The organism is Flavobacterium sp. AC274, assembly GCF_979258275.1.
In genome coordinates this window covers 4,525,278-4,542,455 of sequence record NZ_OZ409852.1, presented here as the reverse complement: position 1 = coordinate 4,542,455, position 17,178 = coordinate 4,525,278, and the positions used below count along the sequence as shown (strand labels likewise).

13 protein-coding genes and 1 pseudogene are annotated in these 17,178 nt (G+C 33.1%); 2 read left to right on the top strand and 12 right to left on the bottom strand.

Annotated elements, in window-relative coordinates:
• Positions 1-24: 24 nt before the first annotated feature.
• The 3 genes from ACZZZT_RS20635 to ACZZZT_RS20625 form a co-directional block, all read right to left on the bottom strand.
• Positions 25-708, bottom strand: a complete 684-nt coding sequence (locus tag ACZZZT_RS20635; RefSeq protein WP_463461756.1) for a DUF4198 domain-containing protein — start codon at positions 706-708, stop codon at positions 25-27.
• Between the two features lie 151 nt (positions 709-859).
• Positions 860-2,017: a PepSY-associated TM helix domain-containing protein gene (locus ACZZZT_RS20630; RefSeq protein ID WP_463461755.1), complete on the bottom strand. Its 1,158-nt coding sequence runs from the start codon at positions 2,015-2,017 to the stop codon at positions 860-862.
• Positions 2,018-2,106: 89 nt separating this feature from the next.
• The gene (locus tag ACZZZT_RS20625) at positions 2,107-4,431 is read right to left on the bottom strand and encodes a TonB-dependent siderophore receptor (protein WP_463461754.1); all 2,325 of its coding nucleotides are present in this window, start codon (positions 4,429-4,431) and stop codon (positions 2,107-2,109) included.
• 262 nt (positions 4,432-4,693) lie between these two features.
• Here ACZZZT_RS20625 and ACZZZT_RS20620 point away from each other — a divergent pair, with 262 nt between their 5' ends.
• Positions 4,694-5,854, top strand: coding sequence for an MFS transporter (locus ACZZZT_RS20620; RefSeq protein ID WP_463461753.1), 1,161 nt, complete (start codon positions 4,694-4,696; stop codon positions 5,852-5,854).
• A gap of 216 nt (positions 5,855-6,070) precedes the next feature.
• Here the strand turns inward: ACZZZT_RS20620 and ACZZZT_RS20615 are convergent, their stop codons facing one another.
• The 7 genes and pseudogenes from ACZZZT_RS20615 to ACZZZT_RS20585 form a co-directional block, all read right to left on the bottom strand.
• Positions 6,071-6,499: a DUF6265 family protein gene (locus ACZZZT_RS20615; RefSeq protein WP_463461752.1), complete on the bottom strand. Its 429-nt coding sequence runs from the start codon at positions 6,497-6,499 to the stop codon at positions 6,071-6,073.
• 320 nt (positions 6,500-6,819) lie between these two features.
• Positions 6,820-9,133, bottom strand: a pseudogene (locus ACZZZT_RS20610) (type IA DNA topoisomerase).
• A gap of 312 nt (positions 9,134-9,445) precedes the next feature.
• Entirely contained in the window at positions 9,446-10,603 is a 1,158-nt protein-coding gene (locus ACZZZT_RS20605; protein ID WP_463461751.1) for an FAD-dependent oxidoreductase, read from the bottom strand.
• Between the two features lie 60 nt (positions 10,604-10,663).
• The gene (locus ACZZZT_RS20600) at positions 10,664-11,416 is read right to left on the bottom strand and encodes a helix-turn-helix domain-containing protein (RefSeq protein ID WP_463461750.1); all 753 of its coding nucleotides are present in this window, start codon (positions 11,414-11,416) and stop codon (positions 10,664-10,666) included.
• Positions 11,417-11,542: 126 nt separating this feature from the next.
• Positions 11,543-11,914 carry a VOC family protein gene (locus tag ACZZZT_RS20595; protein ID WP_463461749.1) on the bottom strand — a complete coding sequence of 124 codons (372 nt, stop codon included), beginning with the start codon at positions 11,912-11,914 and terminating at the stop codon, positions 11,543-11,545.
• 23 nt (positions 11,915-11,937) lie between these two features.
• Positions 11,938-12,594 (bottom strand): HEAT repeat domain-containing protein, encoded by a 657-nt coding sequence (locus ACZZZT_RS20590; protein ID WP_463461748.1) that lies wholly within the window; start codon positions 12,592-12,594, stop codon positions 11,938-11,940.
• A 191-nt stretch (positions 12,595-12,785) separates the two neighbouring features.
• Complete coding sequence (locus ACZZZT_RS20585; protein WP_463461747.1) at positions 12,786-13,760, bottom strand: hypothetical protein; 975 nt, start codon at positions 13,758-13,760, stop codon at positions 12,786-12,788.
• Between the two features lie 293 nt (positions 13,761-14,053).
• Here ACZZZT_RS20585 and ACZZZT_RS20580 point away from each other — a divergent pair, with 293 nt between their 5' ends.
• Entirely contained in the window at positions 14,054-14,848 is a 795-nt protein-coding gene (locus ACZZZT_RS20580; RefSeq protein ID WP_463461746.1) for a DUF5995 family protein, read from the top strand.
• Positions 14,849-14,936: 88 nt separating this feature from the next.
• Here the strand turns inward: ACZZZT_RS20580 and ACZZZT_RS20575 are convergent, their stop codons facing one another.
• Together ACZZZT_RS20575 and ACZZZT_RS20570 are read right to left on the bottom strand one after the other, a co-directional pair.
• Positions 14,937-15,827, bottom strand: coding sequence for a hypothetical protein (locus ACZZZT_RS20575; RefSeq protein ID WP_463461745.1), 891 nt, complete (start codon positions 15,825-15,827; stop codon positions 14,937-14,939).
• A gap of 405 nt (positions 15,828-16,232) precedes the next feature.
• Positions 16,233-17,030: a PhzF family phenazine biosynthesis protein gene (locus ACZZZT_RS20570; RefSeq protein WP_463461744.1), complete on the bottom strand. Its 798-nt coding sequence runs from the start codon at positions 17,028-17,030 to the stop codon at positions 16,233-16,235.
• Between the last annotated feature and the right edge of the window lie 148 nt (positions 17,031-17,178).

Here is a 17,178-nt window from a genome sequence, read left to right as displayed (position 1 = left end):
TAAAATCTAAAAAAGTTTTAAAAATTATTTAACCGAAATTAAATAAGTAGCCATTTTCCAGATTTCATCGTATTTTTTTCCGTTGTGTTCTCCCGGAGCTTTTTCAGTATAAGCAAATTCTACCATGTAATTACCAGGCCAGATTGGTGTAAAAGAGATTTCTCCTTTATCATTGCTCCATAATTCTTTTTCCCAGCCATTTGGAGCAATTACTTTGATTTTTTGCTCTTTTGCTTCCTTACCTTCGTATAAAGCGTTTATGTTTATTTTCGTTTTTTGTTTTGCAGTAACTACATCTTTTGCAAATACACTAATAACGTTTGTATTTACTGTGGCTTCGTTTCCTTTTGCAGCATTTCCAACAGTTACAGTCGCGCTTGAATTGTAATCTAAAACCATAGTTCCGTAAACATCTTTTACTTTATGATGCATTGCAATCGTGTAAACACCCTCTTCATCTGGCGTAAAGAAAGCCTGATATTTATTGTCTAAAGCTTTGGCAGTAAGTTTTGTTTCTTTTTTAGAAGGGCTAATCACTACTAATGTAAAATCTTTTAAATCTGAAAACCATTTATCAGCTTTTGTAATGTCATTATCTGAAAATTCCCCAAAGTAAACAGAAATTTCCTGTGCTTTTCCTTTTGTTCCGGTTGCTTTAGTTTCGATCCAAAGTGCGTGAGCAAACAATTGCGGACTTGCAACTAACATAAAAAGAAAAAAGGTGATTTTTTTAAAGTATTTGATTTCATAAGATCAAGAATTAAATTTTGTTAAGTATGATATTTTTCACAAACTTAACTCTTATTTAGAACAATTAAAAATAAAACACTAAAAAGGATTCGTTAAATTTTGGTTTTGATTATTGAGCAGAAACTGTTTTTTTCTTTTTATTATTTCTTCCCCACCAAATATAAAAACCGGTAACAGGAAGACTTGCTGAAATTAAACTGGCAAAAAAAGCGAGTATTTTTCCGGGCAACCCTAATATTCCGCCAGAATGAATGGCGTAATTTAGCGAGCGGATTTTTTCTCCGTTGTTTTTGTCAGTGTAGGTTTTTGTATTTAATAATTTTCCTGTATACTGATCAAACTGCAAATTGATTCTGTCAAAGTTCCCGCCATTTTCGATATATACAAATTGTGTTTGTAATGAATCTTCGGGAATTGAAATCATATAAGTTTCTGCTTTTGGATAAAAGTATTCTACGGTATTCGAGATTTTATCAATTAGATTTTTATCATTTTTTTGGGAAAGATCAGAGGAGAGATTTTCTTTCTTTTTCTCAATAGTCTGACCTCCGTTGGCAATCCATTTTACGCTATTGTCAAACCATTTAAAAGACCAGACCAATCCTGTAAAAGCAATAACGAGAGCAAAAAGCAGTACATAATATCCGAGAATATTGTGTAGATCATAGTTTTTTCGTTTCCATTGCGTGGTGTTTTTCCATCGAAACCAAAATCGTTGTTTGGCAGCGCTTTTATTTTTTGGCCACCAAAGAATAAGTCCGGTTATAAGTGAAATAATGAAAATAATTACCGCTATTCCTACAATGGGCTGACCGATTTTATTTGTGAGCAAAAGGCTCCAGTGTAGAAATACAATCACGTTAAAAAACTCTGTTGTGGTATTTTCTATCTTTTGAATTTTTCCTGTAAAGGGATTTACATAAATAGCATAATTGTATTCCTGATTATCCCAATACCAAATGGCATTTTCGTTTTCTTTTTCTTTACTGGTAAAAAACGTTACTGTAGCATCTTTTTCATTTCTGATTCGTATAGCATTAATGGGTTTATCTTTTCCAATAGAATCCTGTACAATTTTTAGAAGTTGGCTTAGGTTTTTCTTATCGTTTTTTGTTTCATCAGTGTAATAACGGCTGTGATAAACGACAGGTCTTAATTCTTCATCAAAGACGTAAATGCAGCCCGTAATGCCCAGAATAAAGATAATTAAACCGGAACCCATGCCTAGCCATAAGTGAATTTTAAGAATGATTTTTTTAAAAGACATTAAATAGTTTTTTAAGTAAATGATTTATTTAAAAATACAAACACCTCTATTCCGAAGAAAGAGGTGTTTGTTTGATAACAAAGTAATCTTTAAAACTTAATAGTTAAGTTCACCAATAAATTACTAGGTGCTTCAGAATTTCCGTAAAAATCCCAATATTTTTTATTGCTCATGTTATTAAATTTAACACCAACTCTCCATGAAGACTGATCGTAAAAAACAGTAGCATTGTAAGTTGTGTAAGATGGCATGTAAAAATTATTATCTGTCGCAAAATAACTTTTATCTACATAATTGGCTCCAAAACCGGCACCAAGACCTTTTAGTGTATTTTGTAAAGTATAAGTAGTCCAAAAGTTGACAACATTTTTTGGTGCTCCCGCAGCGATGTTTCCTTCAATACTTGCATCAGATGCTTTTAGGATTTTATTTTCGTTATAAGCATATCCCGCTACAATGTTTAAACCAGAAAACGGATTGGCGATTAATTCTAAATCAACTCCTTTGCTTTCCTGTACACCATCCTGATAAGTAACTCCGGTAGCATCTGTTCTTGTAGCGTTATCAATTTTTATATTGTAATAACTTGCCGTAGCACTCAGTTTTTTATTAAAAGCTTCTGCTTTAATACCACCTTCATATTGTACTGCATAAATTGGATCTAAAACTAACTGCGTTAAATCAGGCTGTGTAACCGGAGCGGAATTTTGAAAACCATTCATGTAGTTACCAAATACCGAAACCTGATCTTTAATGATCTCATATACCAAACCTAATTTTGGAGATAATGCCGTTTGATGATAACCTTCTGTAGTACCTACTTTTTCACGGTTAAAATTATCTAAACGTAAACTTAGCATAGCCGATAATTTATCTGTAAAATTAACAACATCACAAGCATAGAAACTAATTGTTTCCTGATCTGCAACCGGAATCGTTGTTAACACTAAACCGGCATCAACAGCTTTTCTTCTGATAGGAGCAAAGTTTGTCGTAACATCAATATTATCAAGAGTAAAAGTAGTACCGCCAGAAAAATTAGAACTGTACAATCTGTAATTACCACCAACCAAAAGTTTATGTTTGATACTTCCGGTAGCAAATTGTCCGTTAATATTTTCCTGAATATTAGTATAAGTATTAAAAACAGGCCCCCATAAACCAACTCTTCTGGCGACCTGAGTAGGAGAGCTCCAAACTGCATAACTCTGGTAACTGCGTTCTACATTTTCGTCTACAAAAGAAAATACGGTTGTCGATTTCCAGTTTTCAGAAATTTCATATTCTGCCTGCGCAAAAATTTTAGTAGCAGAAGTTTTAGCATCATTATCATCATGAAACATCGATTTTTTATAATCGATTTTCAATTCAGTTGGATTTGTTATGCCAGAGGCAGCAGTGTAAGTATTATAAGTACGTCTGGTATTATTAACGTTAAATAACTCAGCATCAATATTAAAAGTAAGTTTATCAGAAGCCTTGTAAGTTAAGCTTGGAGAAATGGCCAGCGTATTATTAAAGCCATAATCTAAAAAGCTTTTTTCTCTGTTAACTGCCATATTAATTCGGAACAAAACCGTTTTATCCTTGTTAAGCGGGGTATTGATATCGGCAGTAAGTCGGTTTGTATTAAAACTTCCTGTGGTATATGAAACTTCGTTTGCTGCAGTTTCAAATGGTTTTTTAGTAACCAGATTGACAACACCACCAAAAGAAGATACCGAAGATCCAAATAAAGTTCCTGATGGTCCTTTCATGATTTCTATTCTTTCTACGTTTGAAAGATCTATAGAAGAACGCCCAGATGCTGTCTCCATACCATTTCTGGCATTCACTCCCGTTGTAAAACCTCTAAATGTAATACCAATTCCGCCAGACGGAAAAGTAACAGGTATAGCACCAGGTGAATTTCGTATAGCAGTTTCAATATTTACTGCCACCTGCTCTAATAAAAGTTCTTTATGAATGACACTATAAACCTGCGGATTCTCGAGATTTTTTAATGGCATTCTCGCAACGTAATCTGTTTTTTTAGATAAGATGCTTTTTTTGCTGTTGATTACCACTTCTTGTAATTCCTTATTAGAAACCTTTAGTTTTAAATTGACGTTTGCAGTTTCACTTTCGGCTACAACAACTTCTTGTTCTGTTGTTTCGTAACCAGTTAAAGAGATTTGCAGAGAATACGTATTTGGTTTTACTCTGTTTAATTCAAAAGTACCATCATCATTGGTAACTGTACCGTATTTTGAATTTTTAAGAACAACGTTAACACCAGCAGCAGGATCACCTTCTGAAGTTGTGATTGTTCCTTTTATTTTTCCGTTAGTTTGTTGGGCCAGTGCTGTGCTAATTGAAAATAGCAAGCAGATTGCAGATAGAAAACAAGACGTTTTCAAATTAAGATATTTCATTTTAATTATAAATTTGGTTAGGAGTGTTTTTATTTAGAATGAATAAAAACAATGCAAATGTAAATATTATTGTTTCTTTAACAAATATTATTTCAAATAGATAATGTCAATTTTGTTATTATTTTAATGGTGATAATATATCTTGTTGTTAGTCATTAATTTATGATGTATAATGTCATTTTTGTATTCGTAAGAAAAAAATTAAAAGAATAGAATGTGGTTTAAAAGGCCTAAATTTGCAGCCAAATAAATTTCACAAATAATGATTCTCCCTTTTTTTAAAAGAATCCAGAATTCACCAAAAGGATTTAGAATAGCCAATACTGTATTTTTTTTCGTTTCCGGTTTTGGATATTCTTCGTGGGTATCCCGAATTCCACACATACAAGCACAATTACATCTGTCTGAAGCAGAATTTGGAGCTGTTTTATTTGCATTTCCGATAGGTTTAATGCTTACTATGCCTTTTACAGGAATGTTATTAAACAAATACAGCAGCCGTTATATCATGTTGTTGGGCGCAATTATGTTTAATATTGCTTTGTCTTTACCGGGTTTAGCCGCTTTTGTATGGCAATTGGTTATGATACTTTTGATTTTTGGAGCGTCTCGTAATATTTTTAATTTATCGATAAATGCTCAATCTCTCGAGGTTCAGAAATTATATCCAAAATCGATTATAACCCGTTTTCATGCAGTTTGGAGTATAGCAGTTTTTTCTGGTGCTGGTCTCGGTTATATAATGGTTACACAGCATATTGCGCCTTCCTATCACTTATTAGGAGTAAGCATTTTTATGATGGGACTTACGGCTTGTTTTTATCCGCTAAGTATTCATAATGAGCCTGTTCCGGTTAAAAAGAAATTCTTTTCAATGCCCGAGAAAAACCTGGTCAAGTTTGCCTTGATTTGTTTCGTTTCGATGGCTTGCGAGAATACGATGTATGACTGGAGCGGAATCTATTTTGAAAACATATTGCATGCTTCGCCAAAGTTAACGAGTGCTGCATTTGTGTTTTTTGCAACAGCCGTAACTTTAGGACGTATATTTGGAGATTACGGAGTTATGAAATTTGGGACTAAGCAAATTCTTCTTTATAGCGGTATATTGATCACCTTAGGATTTGGTATTTGTTTTATTCTGCCATATGTATATCCAACTATTTTTGGTTATGTTTTAATTGGATTTGGGGTTTCCTGCGTAGTTCCGTTAGTATTTAGTATTGCCGGAAGATCCTCAAAATTAAGTAGTGGTTCAGCTCTAACTTCTATATCGACTATTGGTTATCTTGGATTTTTACTTGTTCCGCCAATGGTTGGTTTTATCTCCGAATATCTAAATATGAAATTTGCCTTTTTGATTATGTCTCTTTTAGGAATTTTGATGATTTTTATGGTGAATAAAATCGGTGAAAATGAATAATTATTTGGATTCGTTTTTTTTAACTGGACTGAAAGTCCAGCCCTATAAAATAAATCGAACCTCTGGTTCTTTATTTTGATTGTCTTTAAATCTGTAATTATACATTGCTAAAAATCATTCCTATAGCTTCAGTATCTAAAGAACCAGAGGTTCGATAAATATTGTAGAGGTGGACTTTAGTCCAGTTTAAAATAAAAAACCGAGTTAGGAAGATTATTATTTCTTAGTCATAATAAACCTCTCCGTAGTTTTCTTTCCACGTAAGTTTCCAGTAATTTCAGCCGTTAAAGTATTATTAGCGCCTTTTGTGTAAGTAATCTTTTGAGGATAATCGTGCGATGGATTTTCGAAAACCAATTTCTTTTCCGTTTCTGAAGTAGAACCAAAATCGATCGCTTTGTCGTCGTTTTGTCCGTTTACAGTGGCGCTGTATAGCAACATTTCGCCCTTTTGTGCCAAAGTTATTTTTTCAGAATGCAGCGTGTCATCTGTTTTTATGAAATAAGATGTCGCGGTAAAAGTGCTATCGTTTACTTTTTGCCAGCTTTCGGTAAGAACGCCGTCCGGAGATTTATTTTCCCAGGTTCCAAGAAGCCAGTCGGCAATTTTGATTTTATCTTTTTCGATAGTTTCTTTTTTTGACACGAAACTATTGCTAACAAAAGCATTAAAACGGTTATTTTTTGAAACATATTTATGGTTTTTGGTGTTAAATAGAAAAGCTAAGTTATTAAAAAGTTAGCCACGAATTTCGCAAATTTTCACGAATTAATTATTGAGAATATTTAATGCGAAATGTGAAAAATTTGCCACTCCCGATAGCTATCGGGATAAACGATTAAAATGATTTTATTTCACGCAGATTTAAAAAGATTTAAGCAGATGTTCGCAGATTCATATAAATTTAAATCAAAATTAATCTGCCTAAATCTGCGTGAAAAAATCTTTAATCTGTGGTAAAAAAATTAAAAACCTTCCTGTAAAATCGAATAAACCAATTCTTTCGTTGGTTTTTGGTCTTTTAATTTTTCTCTGACTAGATCAAAAGTCACTTTAAAATCACAGCCTAATTTATAATCGCCACATCCGTAAGCAGTTTTGCCTTTCATAATCGTTCCTTTTTTGCATTTCGGACACGTTAATGAATCAGATGCTGTATTTGAGTTTACTTTTGCTTTCGCTTTTGATGCTGTTTTTTTAGGCTCTAATTTAAGTTTGTAATTTTCTTCAAAACGAATCAAACCTTCTACGGTACCATCTTCGGTTTTAAAACCTTTTATATTTACAGTAGACCCTTTTTGAAGCAATCTTAAATATTGACTTTCTGTTATTTTTTTATCTGAAAAAACATAAGGCAATACAAAATCACAACCAGCCTTATATTCGCTGCATCCGTAAGCCGATTTTCCTTTAATCAGATTTCCTTTTTTACATTTAGGACAGGCTTCCGCCAAAATACCATCGGCTTTCTTTTTTCGACCTTTACAGCTTCTTTCTGTACATTTCCGGCATGCGAAATATTGGCGTGTCTGGTTTCACTTCGAACCTCAGTAACCAAAGCTTCAACCATTCGCTTCATATTTTTGATAAAAGCTCCGGCGGTAAAAGTTCCTTTTTCGATATCTTTCAATTGCTTTTCCCACGAACCGGTCAGTTCTGCCGATTTTATCAATTCATTCTGAATCGTCTCAATAAGCTGAATTCCAGTTGGAGTTGGTAAAACCTGTTTTTTATTTCGAACAATATATTGACGTTTAAAAAGGGTTTCAATAATATTCGCACGCGTAGACGGGCGACCAATTCCGTTTTCTTTCATCAATTCGCGCAAATCTTCATCATCGACTTGTTTACCGGCGGTTTCCATTGCACGTAATAAAGTTGCTTCCGTAAACTGATTTGGCGGCTTAGTTTCCTTTTCTAAAAACGAAGGTTCATGCGGACCTTTTTCTCCCACAACAAAACTGGGTAAAATATCTGCTTCTTTTTCTTTTGCATTCGGGTCTTCAAAAACGATGCGAAAACCTTTCTTTAAGATTTCTTTCCCCGTGGTTTTAAACATTACATCGGCAGCTTTTCCAACAACAGTTGTATTAGCAACCAAACAATCATCGTAAAAAACAGCAATAAAGCGTTTTACAATAATATCATAAACTTGTTGCTGATTATACGGTAAATTGATTTCTATTCCGGTTGGAATAATCGCGTGGTGATCTGTAACTTTTTTGTCGTTGAAAACCTTTGGCGATTTTTTTATTTTTTTCCTAAAAGTGGCTGGGTTAATGTGCTATAATTAGATAATTTCTGCAGAATTCCCGGTACTTTTGGATAAATATCGTTTGGTAAAAATGTAGTATCAACTCTGGGATATGTCACTACTTTTTGTTCGTATAAACTTTGTGCAATTTTGAGTGTTTCATCTGCCGAAAATCCAAATTTTGTATTGCAATACACTTGTAAACCTGTTAAGTCAAACAATTTTGGAGCAAATTCATTTCCGTTCTTTTTTTCGACCGAAACAATTTCGAAATCACTTTCTTTGACTTTATTGGCTAAAAGTTGTCCGTCTTCTTTATTCAAAAAACGACCTTCTTCATAACTAAAAAGCGTTTCTCTGTATAAAGTCTGTAATTCCCAATAAGGTTGTGGTTTAAAATTTTCGATTTCTTTAAAACGATCTACAACCATTGCCAATGTTGGCGTTTGCACTCGTCCAATAGACAAAACTTGTTTGTATCCGCCATGTTTTACGGTATACAAACGCGTAGCATTCATCCCCAATAACCAGTCGCCAATGGCTCTCGAAAATCCGGCATAGAATAAATTATCGTAATTAGCAGACGGTTTTAAGTTCTCAAAACCTTCTTTTATGGCTTCGGTTGTTAAAGAGGAAATCCACAAACGCTGCACTTCGCCTTTATAATTGGCTTCGTTCATTACCCAACGCTGAATCAATTCTCCTTCCTGTCCGGCATCCCCGCAGTTTATAACGACATCTGCTTTGTCGAATAAACTTTTTACAATTTTAAACTGCTTTTGAATTCCTGAATTTTCAACCACTTTGGTTTCAAATTTATCAGGAAGCATGGGCAGGTTATTCAAATCCCAGCTTTTCCAATGCGGTTTATAATCGTTAGGTTCTTTTAAAGTACATAAATGCCCAAAAGTATAGGTTACAGCATAGCCGTTGCCTTCGTAATATCCGTCATGCTTGTTATTGGCACCCAAAACGGATGCAATTTCACGTGCTACACTTGGTTTCTCGGCAATACAGACCTTCATTTTTCTCTTTTACATTTGAAGAGCGAAATTAGGCAATTTTTCTTAAAGGTACTGAGGCGCTAAGGGTCTAAGATGCTAAGTTTTTGTATTATCATTAATGAGCTGGATATGAAGTTTTTTAAGTTTGTTTTTTTAATCGCGCAAAGACGCAAAGGCGCAAAGTTTTTTGTGTATTATTTTTAAACTTTGCGCCTTTGCGTCTTTGCGCGAAAATTTGATACTGATTTTTTATAGCGATATTGCTTTATCTTGTTGAAAACTCTTCCTCGCGAGGACTTTAGTTTTTTCTTAGAATCTTAAAACCTCAGCACCTTAGTGACTAAAAAACTCCAACATCGTTTTCAATGCTTCTTTCGAGTGCATTTTTTCTCCATTCTCAATAGATTCCTGTGCGGCTTCTGAAGCTCTTTTACGCATGATGGTTTCATAATCGGAAATAGCTTCCTGAACGGTTTTGTATTTATCAGATGTAAGGCATTCACTTAATTCCAAAGCATCAAGCATCGCCATATTTGCGCCTTCACCGGCGAAAGGAGGCATTACGTGCGCTGCATCGCCAATCATAGTTAAATTTGGCAACGCTTCCCAGGTTTGATCAAGAGGCATACAATAAATTGGACGCGGAATAAAGGGTGCTGAAACATTTTCGAATAATTCATACCAATTACTACTCCATTCAGGATATTCGGTTTTAAACCATTCCAGCATTTGGGTTTTATCGGCATAATCCAAACCATTTGTTTTAGTCCAGTTTTCATCGGCTTTAAAACTGGCGTAAAAACCAAGATCACCGCCGCCTTTTTGTCCGAGTAAGATATTTTGAGTGTCTCCAAATGCCATTATTTTTCCGCCATCGATTAGCGAAGCGATATTTGGTGCATTTTTTGCCGATTCATAAATGTTGCCTTCAAGCATTAAAATGCCTGTGTAAAAAGCTTTGATGTCTGTAATATAAGGTCGGAGTTTTGAATTGGCGCCATCAGAAGCAATGACAATATCTGCGTAAACCGAATTTCCATCTTTAAAATGCAATAACCAGCCTTCGTTTTGAGCTTCCATAGAAACGAAATGACTGTTCCAAATCACGGTTTCGGGTTGTAAAGATTCTAACAATATTTTGCGTAATGCACCGCGATCGATTTCAGGACGAAAATATTCGTTGCCAAAATCTTCATGAACATTCGTTTCGTGATCGCTGTAAAATACTTCAGCTTTTTCGTTTAATATTAAAGTTTTGTCTGCGCCCGGCAGGAAATTATTTTTGAATTCTTCAAATAAATCGGCTTTGTGAATGGCTGCCAAACCAGATCCGTCGTGCAAATCAAGAGGCGAACCCTGAACGCGTGCATGTTTGTTTAAATCTCTTTCGTATACCTTTACCTTTACGTTTTTCAATTGTAAAAGTCGGGCTAAAGTAAGTCCGCCCGGACCGCCGCCAATGATGGCAACTTGTTTATTTTCTAGTAACATTCCTTAGAAGTTTAAATTATTTTATTCCGATTGGCTTTTCAGCCTTATGTCGGGACAAAATTATTGCGCTTTCAGGACGGATAATAGTATAAATCGGTCATTCGTATTTTTTAGCAATTCGCTGGGAACTACGCCGGAGAATTTCTTGATTTCTTTTATAAAATGGTTTTGATCTGTAAAGTTTAATTCGGGAAAAAGTTTGCCTTTTGCAATATGTTCTAAAGATGCTTTGAAACGTAAAATTTTGCAGAATGCATTTAACGAAAGTCCGAATTGTTTGTTGAAATACCGATTGATTTCGCGGCTGCTCCAGGATATCTCTTCCGAAAGTTGCTGTACTTTAATTTCGCCGTTTGATTCGTAAACCAGTTTAAAAAGTTTGCGTTTTCTTTCGTCGATTTCTTTAGGTAAAATCCCGTTGATTTTTTCTAATATTTTTTTATGAAAGGCATCAAAATTTTTCAAGTCATCGTCGTTCACTTCCCAAAAGGTTTGAGGTAAAACTTTGGCACTATTTAAAATATCAGCAATTGATGTTTGTAAAAGATATTCGACGCCAAGCGGTTTAAAACTAATTTTATAAGCCAGTGTATTAGCACGAATAACTTGTTGTTCAGGCACATTTTCCAAACCAATAAGCGCAACCTGAAATGGCTCTGATTCCGTTTTCATAAAAAATAAATCAATTCTTCCATCTGGCATTAAAACCACTTCCATGTCTTTGTCTGACTTGTTATGAAACATTCCGATATTTTCTACAAAGTCAGTGAGAGATTGGTCTGGTTCTAAGGCTTTGTAGTAGAAGTTATTCATATTAAGAGGGATTTGCCACGAAGGCGCTAGGTCGCTAAGTTTTTTTTAAGTTTTATAGACAGTGTCCTTGCGAGGAAGACGTGTTCGCCGGGGCGAAAGCAATCTCACTAAGATAAGCTAAATTATTTATTCACTCTTTTTCTGCAAGTTAAAAACTGTACCGGCAGGATCCATAATCCAATGCATGTTTTTAGGAATTTCTTCTATTTCGTCGCAGGTGTCGACACCATTTTGTTTTAAATAACTTGTTGCTTCCTCGACATCAGGAACTGTTAATTGTAGCCAGGTTTCAGAATGTGTGTAATTATCTACGCAATCCAGCCAAATCACATTGTTTCCAAATTGAACTGAATGCGTTTTTGATACTGTTGGATTATCTATTGGTACTTCTTTTACTTCCAGTTTTAAAATGTCACGGTAGAAAGCTACAGTTTCGTTATATTTTTGCTTCGGAATTTTAATTGCAATGTTGATTCCGGCTTCAAATCTTGTTTCCATAATATTTTTCTTTTATTATAAAATTAATAACAATCAGGAAAAATACGATCATTCGTGTCTTTTTTTATTTCCTCAATGGCGTATTTTGCTGAATCCTTTACATCTCTTTTCCTGCTTTTTAAATGTTTTTCTAAAAAAGGTATAGCTCTTAGTGTTCCTATTGTATTAATCGTAGCATTTGTATAAACTAAGTCGTATGGATCATCAGAATCAGTAAGAATTTCAATTAATGCTGTTTCTGCGACGCTATCCAATGCGTTTTTTAAGGATTGTATGGCACTATGCCGAATTAACCATTTGTCACTTTTTGTTGCCTGAATTAATGGTTGCAAATCTGTTCCAATTGGTTTTTTAATAGCTGCAATTCTGTCAAGCAGAGATGTAATTATATATTTGTCTGTTTCCTTTTGAATGCGGAAAATTAAGTAATCTAGCGCTTTTAAATCACTTGTATTCTTTGCAATATGACCAAGAAGAAAATAAGACCTGTCTCGTTTCTTTTTGTCTTTTTCATTGTCAATAAAGGTAATTAGTTGCGGAATGTATTCTGGGTTCTCAATATTTTCGGCTTCTCTTAAAGCTTTCCAGGAAATTGTTTTGGAACTATCATAACCAGCTTCCTTATTTTGGTCGCTCGTATCCAACATTCTGTCGATTAGGTTTATTAGGTAGCTATCCATTGTATTTTAACTTTATACTTGAAAATGTATTTTCACATATCAATTGCGAATTTAAAAGGAGTATTTTGCAGAGCAGTTATCTTGCTTCCATAATTAATTAAAGCATTTTATTTAACAACTAATCACGAAATGAAATATAAGGATTTTTTGATTATCTGGGTTTAGTTATTTTTTTGGAAGCTTTGTTTGTCTTATTCTTCAAGTATATAACTAAAATTTTCACTTTTTGGAATAGTCAAAATCCCTTTTTCCTTCATTTCATTAGTGGCTTGAGTATAAATGAAATGATACCACCAAATAAAAAATTCCTCAAAAGAGATTTCCTTGTCGTAGCCTAATTTAGTGTATATCTTTTTACTGTAATTTCTTTCTTCTTCGAGAATATTCAGCAAGTTTGGAAAATAATCTTTAGCCATTTTATCAAAAATCTGGTTGTCTGTTTGTGAAATTAAATTTTCAGAAGCAGCAGTTTTTAAATGGTTTCGGTTATTTCCATATACGCTTACATAACGACCGTCAATTTGTTCGGTTTGATTGCCGTAGATTCCAAAAGATTCTATTTGTTGATTTGTATTTTCGTCGATTTTAAAATAATAATGTTTGCCGTTTCTTAAAGGTCTGTCTTCCTGTTTTAAAAAATCTTTTTCGACATTATCAATTTGCCAGGAATCTAGCAGAACATCACTCAAAACTAAAAAGGACCAGGTTTGAAAATCTTGCGTTTTTGCAATTGTTGTTTTGCCGAATTGCTCTTTTATTTTGGCTAAGTTTTTTTGAATGGATTTTGTTATTTTTTCCGAAATTGGTTTTGCATATTTATAAAGTAATTCACCGTCTTTTGCATCGGCAATAAAAACTGTAGGCTTGTATTGATTGTTTACTTTATGAAGCCAGTTTTTGGATTCTAAAAGTACGCTAGCGCTAGCCATTTTTTCGTCGCTGAATTTTACATACTCCTGAAAATCTTTTGGTGAGAAACCTTTGTGAAGTGCAAATAAAAATTTATCTAAACTGTCATTTTTAATCCTAAAATCAGGAAAGTTATCTCCGCGCGAAATCATGGCGCGTTCGATTTTAATTTTAAAAATAGTATCAATTTTATTTTGAGCAGTTAAGTTTTTTCCAAATAGTAAGAGGAGGATGAAGAGTAGATTTTTTGGTTTCATTTTTTTGTTATAGTAATTCTATTTGTAAATTTTGTCATGAAGGTAAACAAGCAGAAGATTTTTTTAATGTTTTCTCATCTTTATTGGCGTTTAGTATTTAAATATTGGTTTTTATTAGAAAATAATGTCAGGAGACTTTTATCAAATTTATAGTTTTTAACAACATAAAAAAATACATAAATTCAGAAACAAATAAAATAGAAAAATAACAAGATAATTGCTTCAAAAAGTGCATTTTAGAAAATTAAAATAATTATATTCGTTCTTCTTAATTGAATTATAACTAATTATAAATGAGTATGAAACAAGCCACTACTATAGACGAAGTAATTCAGTTATTGGATGAAATAATAGAGAAAGCAAAACTAGACCAGAGCGCTATAGGTTTGTTTACGATGTTATACCGTGAAGTTACGGTACAAGTAAAAGAAGGTATCCTGAACGGTTCTTTTCAAAATGGGGAGCGAATGGAAAAACTCGATGTCATTTTTGCCAATCGGTATTTGAAAGCGTATTACCAATATACAGCCAAAGAAAAACCATCAGAATGTTGGGGATTTGCCTTTGAACAAGCAGAAGATTTTTGGCCAATAGTGCTTCAGCATTTACTACTCGGAATTAATGCGCATGTGAATCTCGATTTAGGAATAGCCTCGGCTCAGGTAAGTACAGTAGAAGATATTGAGGACTTAAAACATGATTTTGACCAAATAAACGCCATTTTAAGCAATTTGGTTGGAGGTGTAGAAAAATGCTTAATCAAAATTTGGCCAACACTTACATGGATACTTAAATTTACAGGCAAAATAGACAATTTCTTTATTGATTTTAGTATGGAAACCGCCAGAAACGGTGCCTGGAAATTTGCCAATGAATTTGTGGCGATTCCGGAAAACCAAAGAGAAGCGTGTTTACAGCTAAGAGATGAAAGAATAACAGAAATTGCCCGATTAGTTTCGAACCCCGGATATTTTGTTAGTGCCGTTTTTAAATTCATCCGTTTATTTGAAAAAGGTACTGTGGCCCAAAAAATAACTGATATGCAGATTGCCGAAGAAAAGGGGATTGAATGTGCTGCTGTTGCTTGATTTAAGATTATGTTCATGAGAGGAACTTCAACCAGTGATGAAAGCATATGTACATGTCATATTGAAAATATATCAGATCAATCGGATTTTATCTAGGGTTATAAGTAACTTTAGAATATCCATGTTTAGGTATTCCATGTTTTTCAAAAACGTGAAATTGCCATTTATATTGATATTTATAATCATCTAACGTAGATTTTTTAAAAGCATTTCTAAATTTGCTTTCTATTTGTTCTAAAGCGTTATGTTTTATTAATATTTCCAAAACTGCTTTGTTGAAATCTTTGATTCTTGTTCCATATCTATCATTACAATAAAAGGATTGTTTATTATCGAGGATTTCTAAATATTCTACTTTAGATTGAAAAAGATGATTGCTATATTTTCCATTCAAAATTATATTTTTCAATGTTTCATATATTTCTACGTAATCTTTATTTGAATCTACAGAGCCATTTGCGCCTACTACAATTAGTTTTCCATTGTGGCGCATAAAGCGCATACAGTTTTGAAGCTCTTCACTTAAATCATCTACTTGTCTAACTTGTGTTAAAAAATTGCTAAGTAAGACTATATCAAATCTATACTTTTTTATTCTTGACTCAATAATTTGATCACCATCATAATTAAATGAATGATTTAAAAAATTTTCTTCAAATTTTATATTGTTAAAGTCATGAAAGGTACCATGGTGATAAGGAACAATCCATTTATGTTCTACATTACTAAGCCAATTTGCAATTTCTGTAAAATGATGAAGCCAATTTCTGAAACCACTACTTCTTTCAACATAATCTGGAATGTATTCTTGATTTTTTAGCTTGTAAATATTTTTATCTTGACCAAATAATTTTAGAGATAAATATAAATCTGATAATGCAAATAATGTTGGCCCTGGTCCAGTTCCTATATCAAGTATGTTAATTGGATTATTCTTTATCGGAATTAAGTTTTTCTCTAAAAGGGTATCAAAAATCATTTGAAATCTATGATATCTTGGTAGGAAATGAATAATTGCATATGCAACTGCTGTAGAATCTTCTTCATAGTCAATTTCATCACATGATTTAATTACATCAGAAAATTTAGAAGCAACTTCTTTTGCGAAATTTTCATCATCTAATTTTTTTGAATATATTTTGTCAAAACATAAACTAATGAATCGAATCTTTGATAATGAAAATCACTACTAATTAACCATTCCTTGTAAAGTTCAATGTTTTTCATAAAATATATTTTAAAATTTTACTTATATTAATATTATTCTGTATTTATATAGTAGTGAGAAAAAACTGAAATAGCATTTATTTGGATATTAGTTTACAAATATTTACTTTTTCTATTTTTTTAAAGCAAAATAATTTTGAATATTAACATTGTAAAATTACAAAACAAATTCCCCTTCTAAAACCTTTACAGCTTCTCCTAAAATGAAAACTTTATCGTCAACAAGTTCTGTACTCATTGTTCCTGTTCTTGATGAAGACTGATAGGCATTCAATTTTGTTTTGTTTAGTTTTTGTACCCAATACTTCGTCAAAAAAGTTTGAACACCGCCTGTTACAGGATCTTCATTTGTGCCAGACCATGGCCAGAAATATCTGTAGTGATAATCGAAAGTTTCGTTGTCTGAAATTGAAGTAACTAAAACACCATTTATTCCGGTATATGAATTTACCAAAGCTGTAAAATCAGGTTTTAAATTTGCCAGTTCGGTTGCACTTTTAATTTCAAGTAGAATAATATTATTTTTCGGACTGTATCTTTTATTTACAATTTCAGAAATTCCAAGTGCGTCTATCATTTCCTGAGGCACTTCTGTTTCTTCGGTGTCATAAACAGGAAATTGCATTTTGATTTTATTTCCTATTTTCTCAATAAGCAGCTCAACATTATCACGGTTAATAAACTTTATATTTTCAAATGAAGCAGTATCAAAAACAATTTTTGAAGAAGCCAATGTTGCATGTCCGCATAACGGAATTTCAGTTTTTGGCGAAAAAAAACGGATGCTGTAAATGTTATCTGAGATTTGCTTTATAAAAGCTGTTTCAGAAAATCCAATTTCTGTTGCAATGCTTTGCATCGTTTTGCTATCTAATTCTGTGTTTGGTAAACAGACTGCAGCCGGATTTCCTTTAAATTTTTCGTTTGTAAACGAATCTACAAAATATGTTTTCATTTGTTTGATTTTGTATGTTTAGAGAGATTAAAAGTAGGAATGTTAAATGAATTTACCTAGTTTTTTACTTCTAACATAACTTTTTCAGTTGCATACAACCGATTGTATACAATCACTAAAAAGTAATCTGTTACTTGTAGTTTTGTTT

What these genes read in the sequence shown, in the direction of transcription:
- ACZZZT_RS20580 (WP_463461746.1), top strand. Translation starts at nt 14,054, where the DNA reads ATGAGTATGAAACAAGCCACTACTATAGACGAAGTAATTCAGTTATTG.
- ACZZZT_RS20585 (WP_463461747.1), bottom strand. Translation starts at nt 13,760, where the DNA reads ATGAAACCAAAAAATCTACTCTTCATCCTCCTCTTACTATTTGGAAAA.
- ACZZZT_RS20625 (WP_463461754.1), bottom strand. Translation starts at nt 4,431, where the DNA reads ATGAAATATCTTAATTTGAAAACGTCTTGTTTTCTATCTGCAATCTGC.
- ACZZZT_RS20570 (WP_463461744.1), bottom strand. Translation starts at nt 17,030, where the DNA reads ATGAAAACATATTTTGTAGATTCGTTTACAAACGAAAAATTTAAAGGA.
- ACZZZT_RS20620 (WP_463461753.1), top strand. Translation starts at nt 4,694, where the DNA reads ATGATTCTCCCTTTTTTTAAAAGAATCCAGAATTCACCAAAAGGATTT.
- ACZZZT_RS20635 (WP_463461756.1), bottom strand. Translation starts at nt 708, where the DNA reads ATGTTAGTTGCAAGTCCGCAATTGTTTGCTCACGCACTTTGGATCGAA.
- ACZZZT_RS20590 (WP_463461748.1), bottom strand. Translation starts at nt 12,594, where the DNA reads ATGGATAGCTACCTAATAAACCTAATCGACAGAATGTTGGATACGAGC.
- ACZZZT_RS20630 (WP_463461755.1), bottom strand. Translation starts at nt 2,017, where the DNA reads ATGTCTTTTAAAAAAATCATTCTTAAAATTCACTTATGGCTAGGCATG.
- ACZZZT_RS20595 (WP_463461749.1), bottom strand. Translation starts at nt 11,914, where the DNA reads ATGGAAACAAGATTTGAAGCCGGAATCAACATTGCAATTAAAATTCCG.
- ACZZZT_RS20575 (WP_463461745.1), bottom strand. Translation starts at nt 15,827, where the DNA reads ATGATTTTTGATACCCTTTTAGAGAAAAACTTAATTCCGATAAAGAAT.
- ACZZZT_RS20605 (WP_463461751.1), bottom strand. Translation starts at nt 10,603, where the DNA reads ATGTTACTAGAAAATAAACAAGTTGCCATCATTGGCGGCGGTCCGGGC.
- ACZZZT_RS20600 (WP_463461750.1), bottom strand. Translation starts at nt 11,416, where the DNA reads ATGAATAACTTCTACTACAAAGCCTTAGAACCAGACCAATCTCTCACT.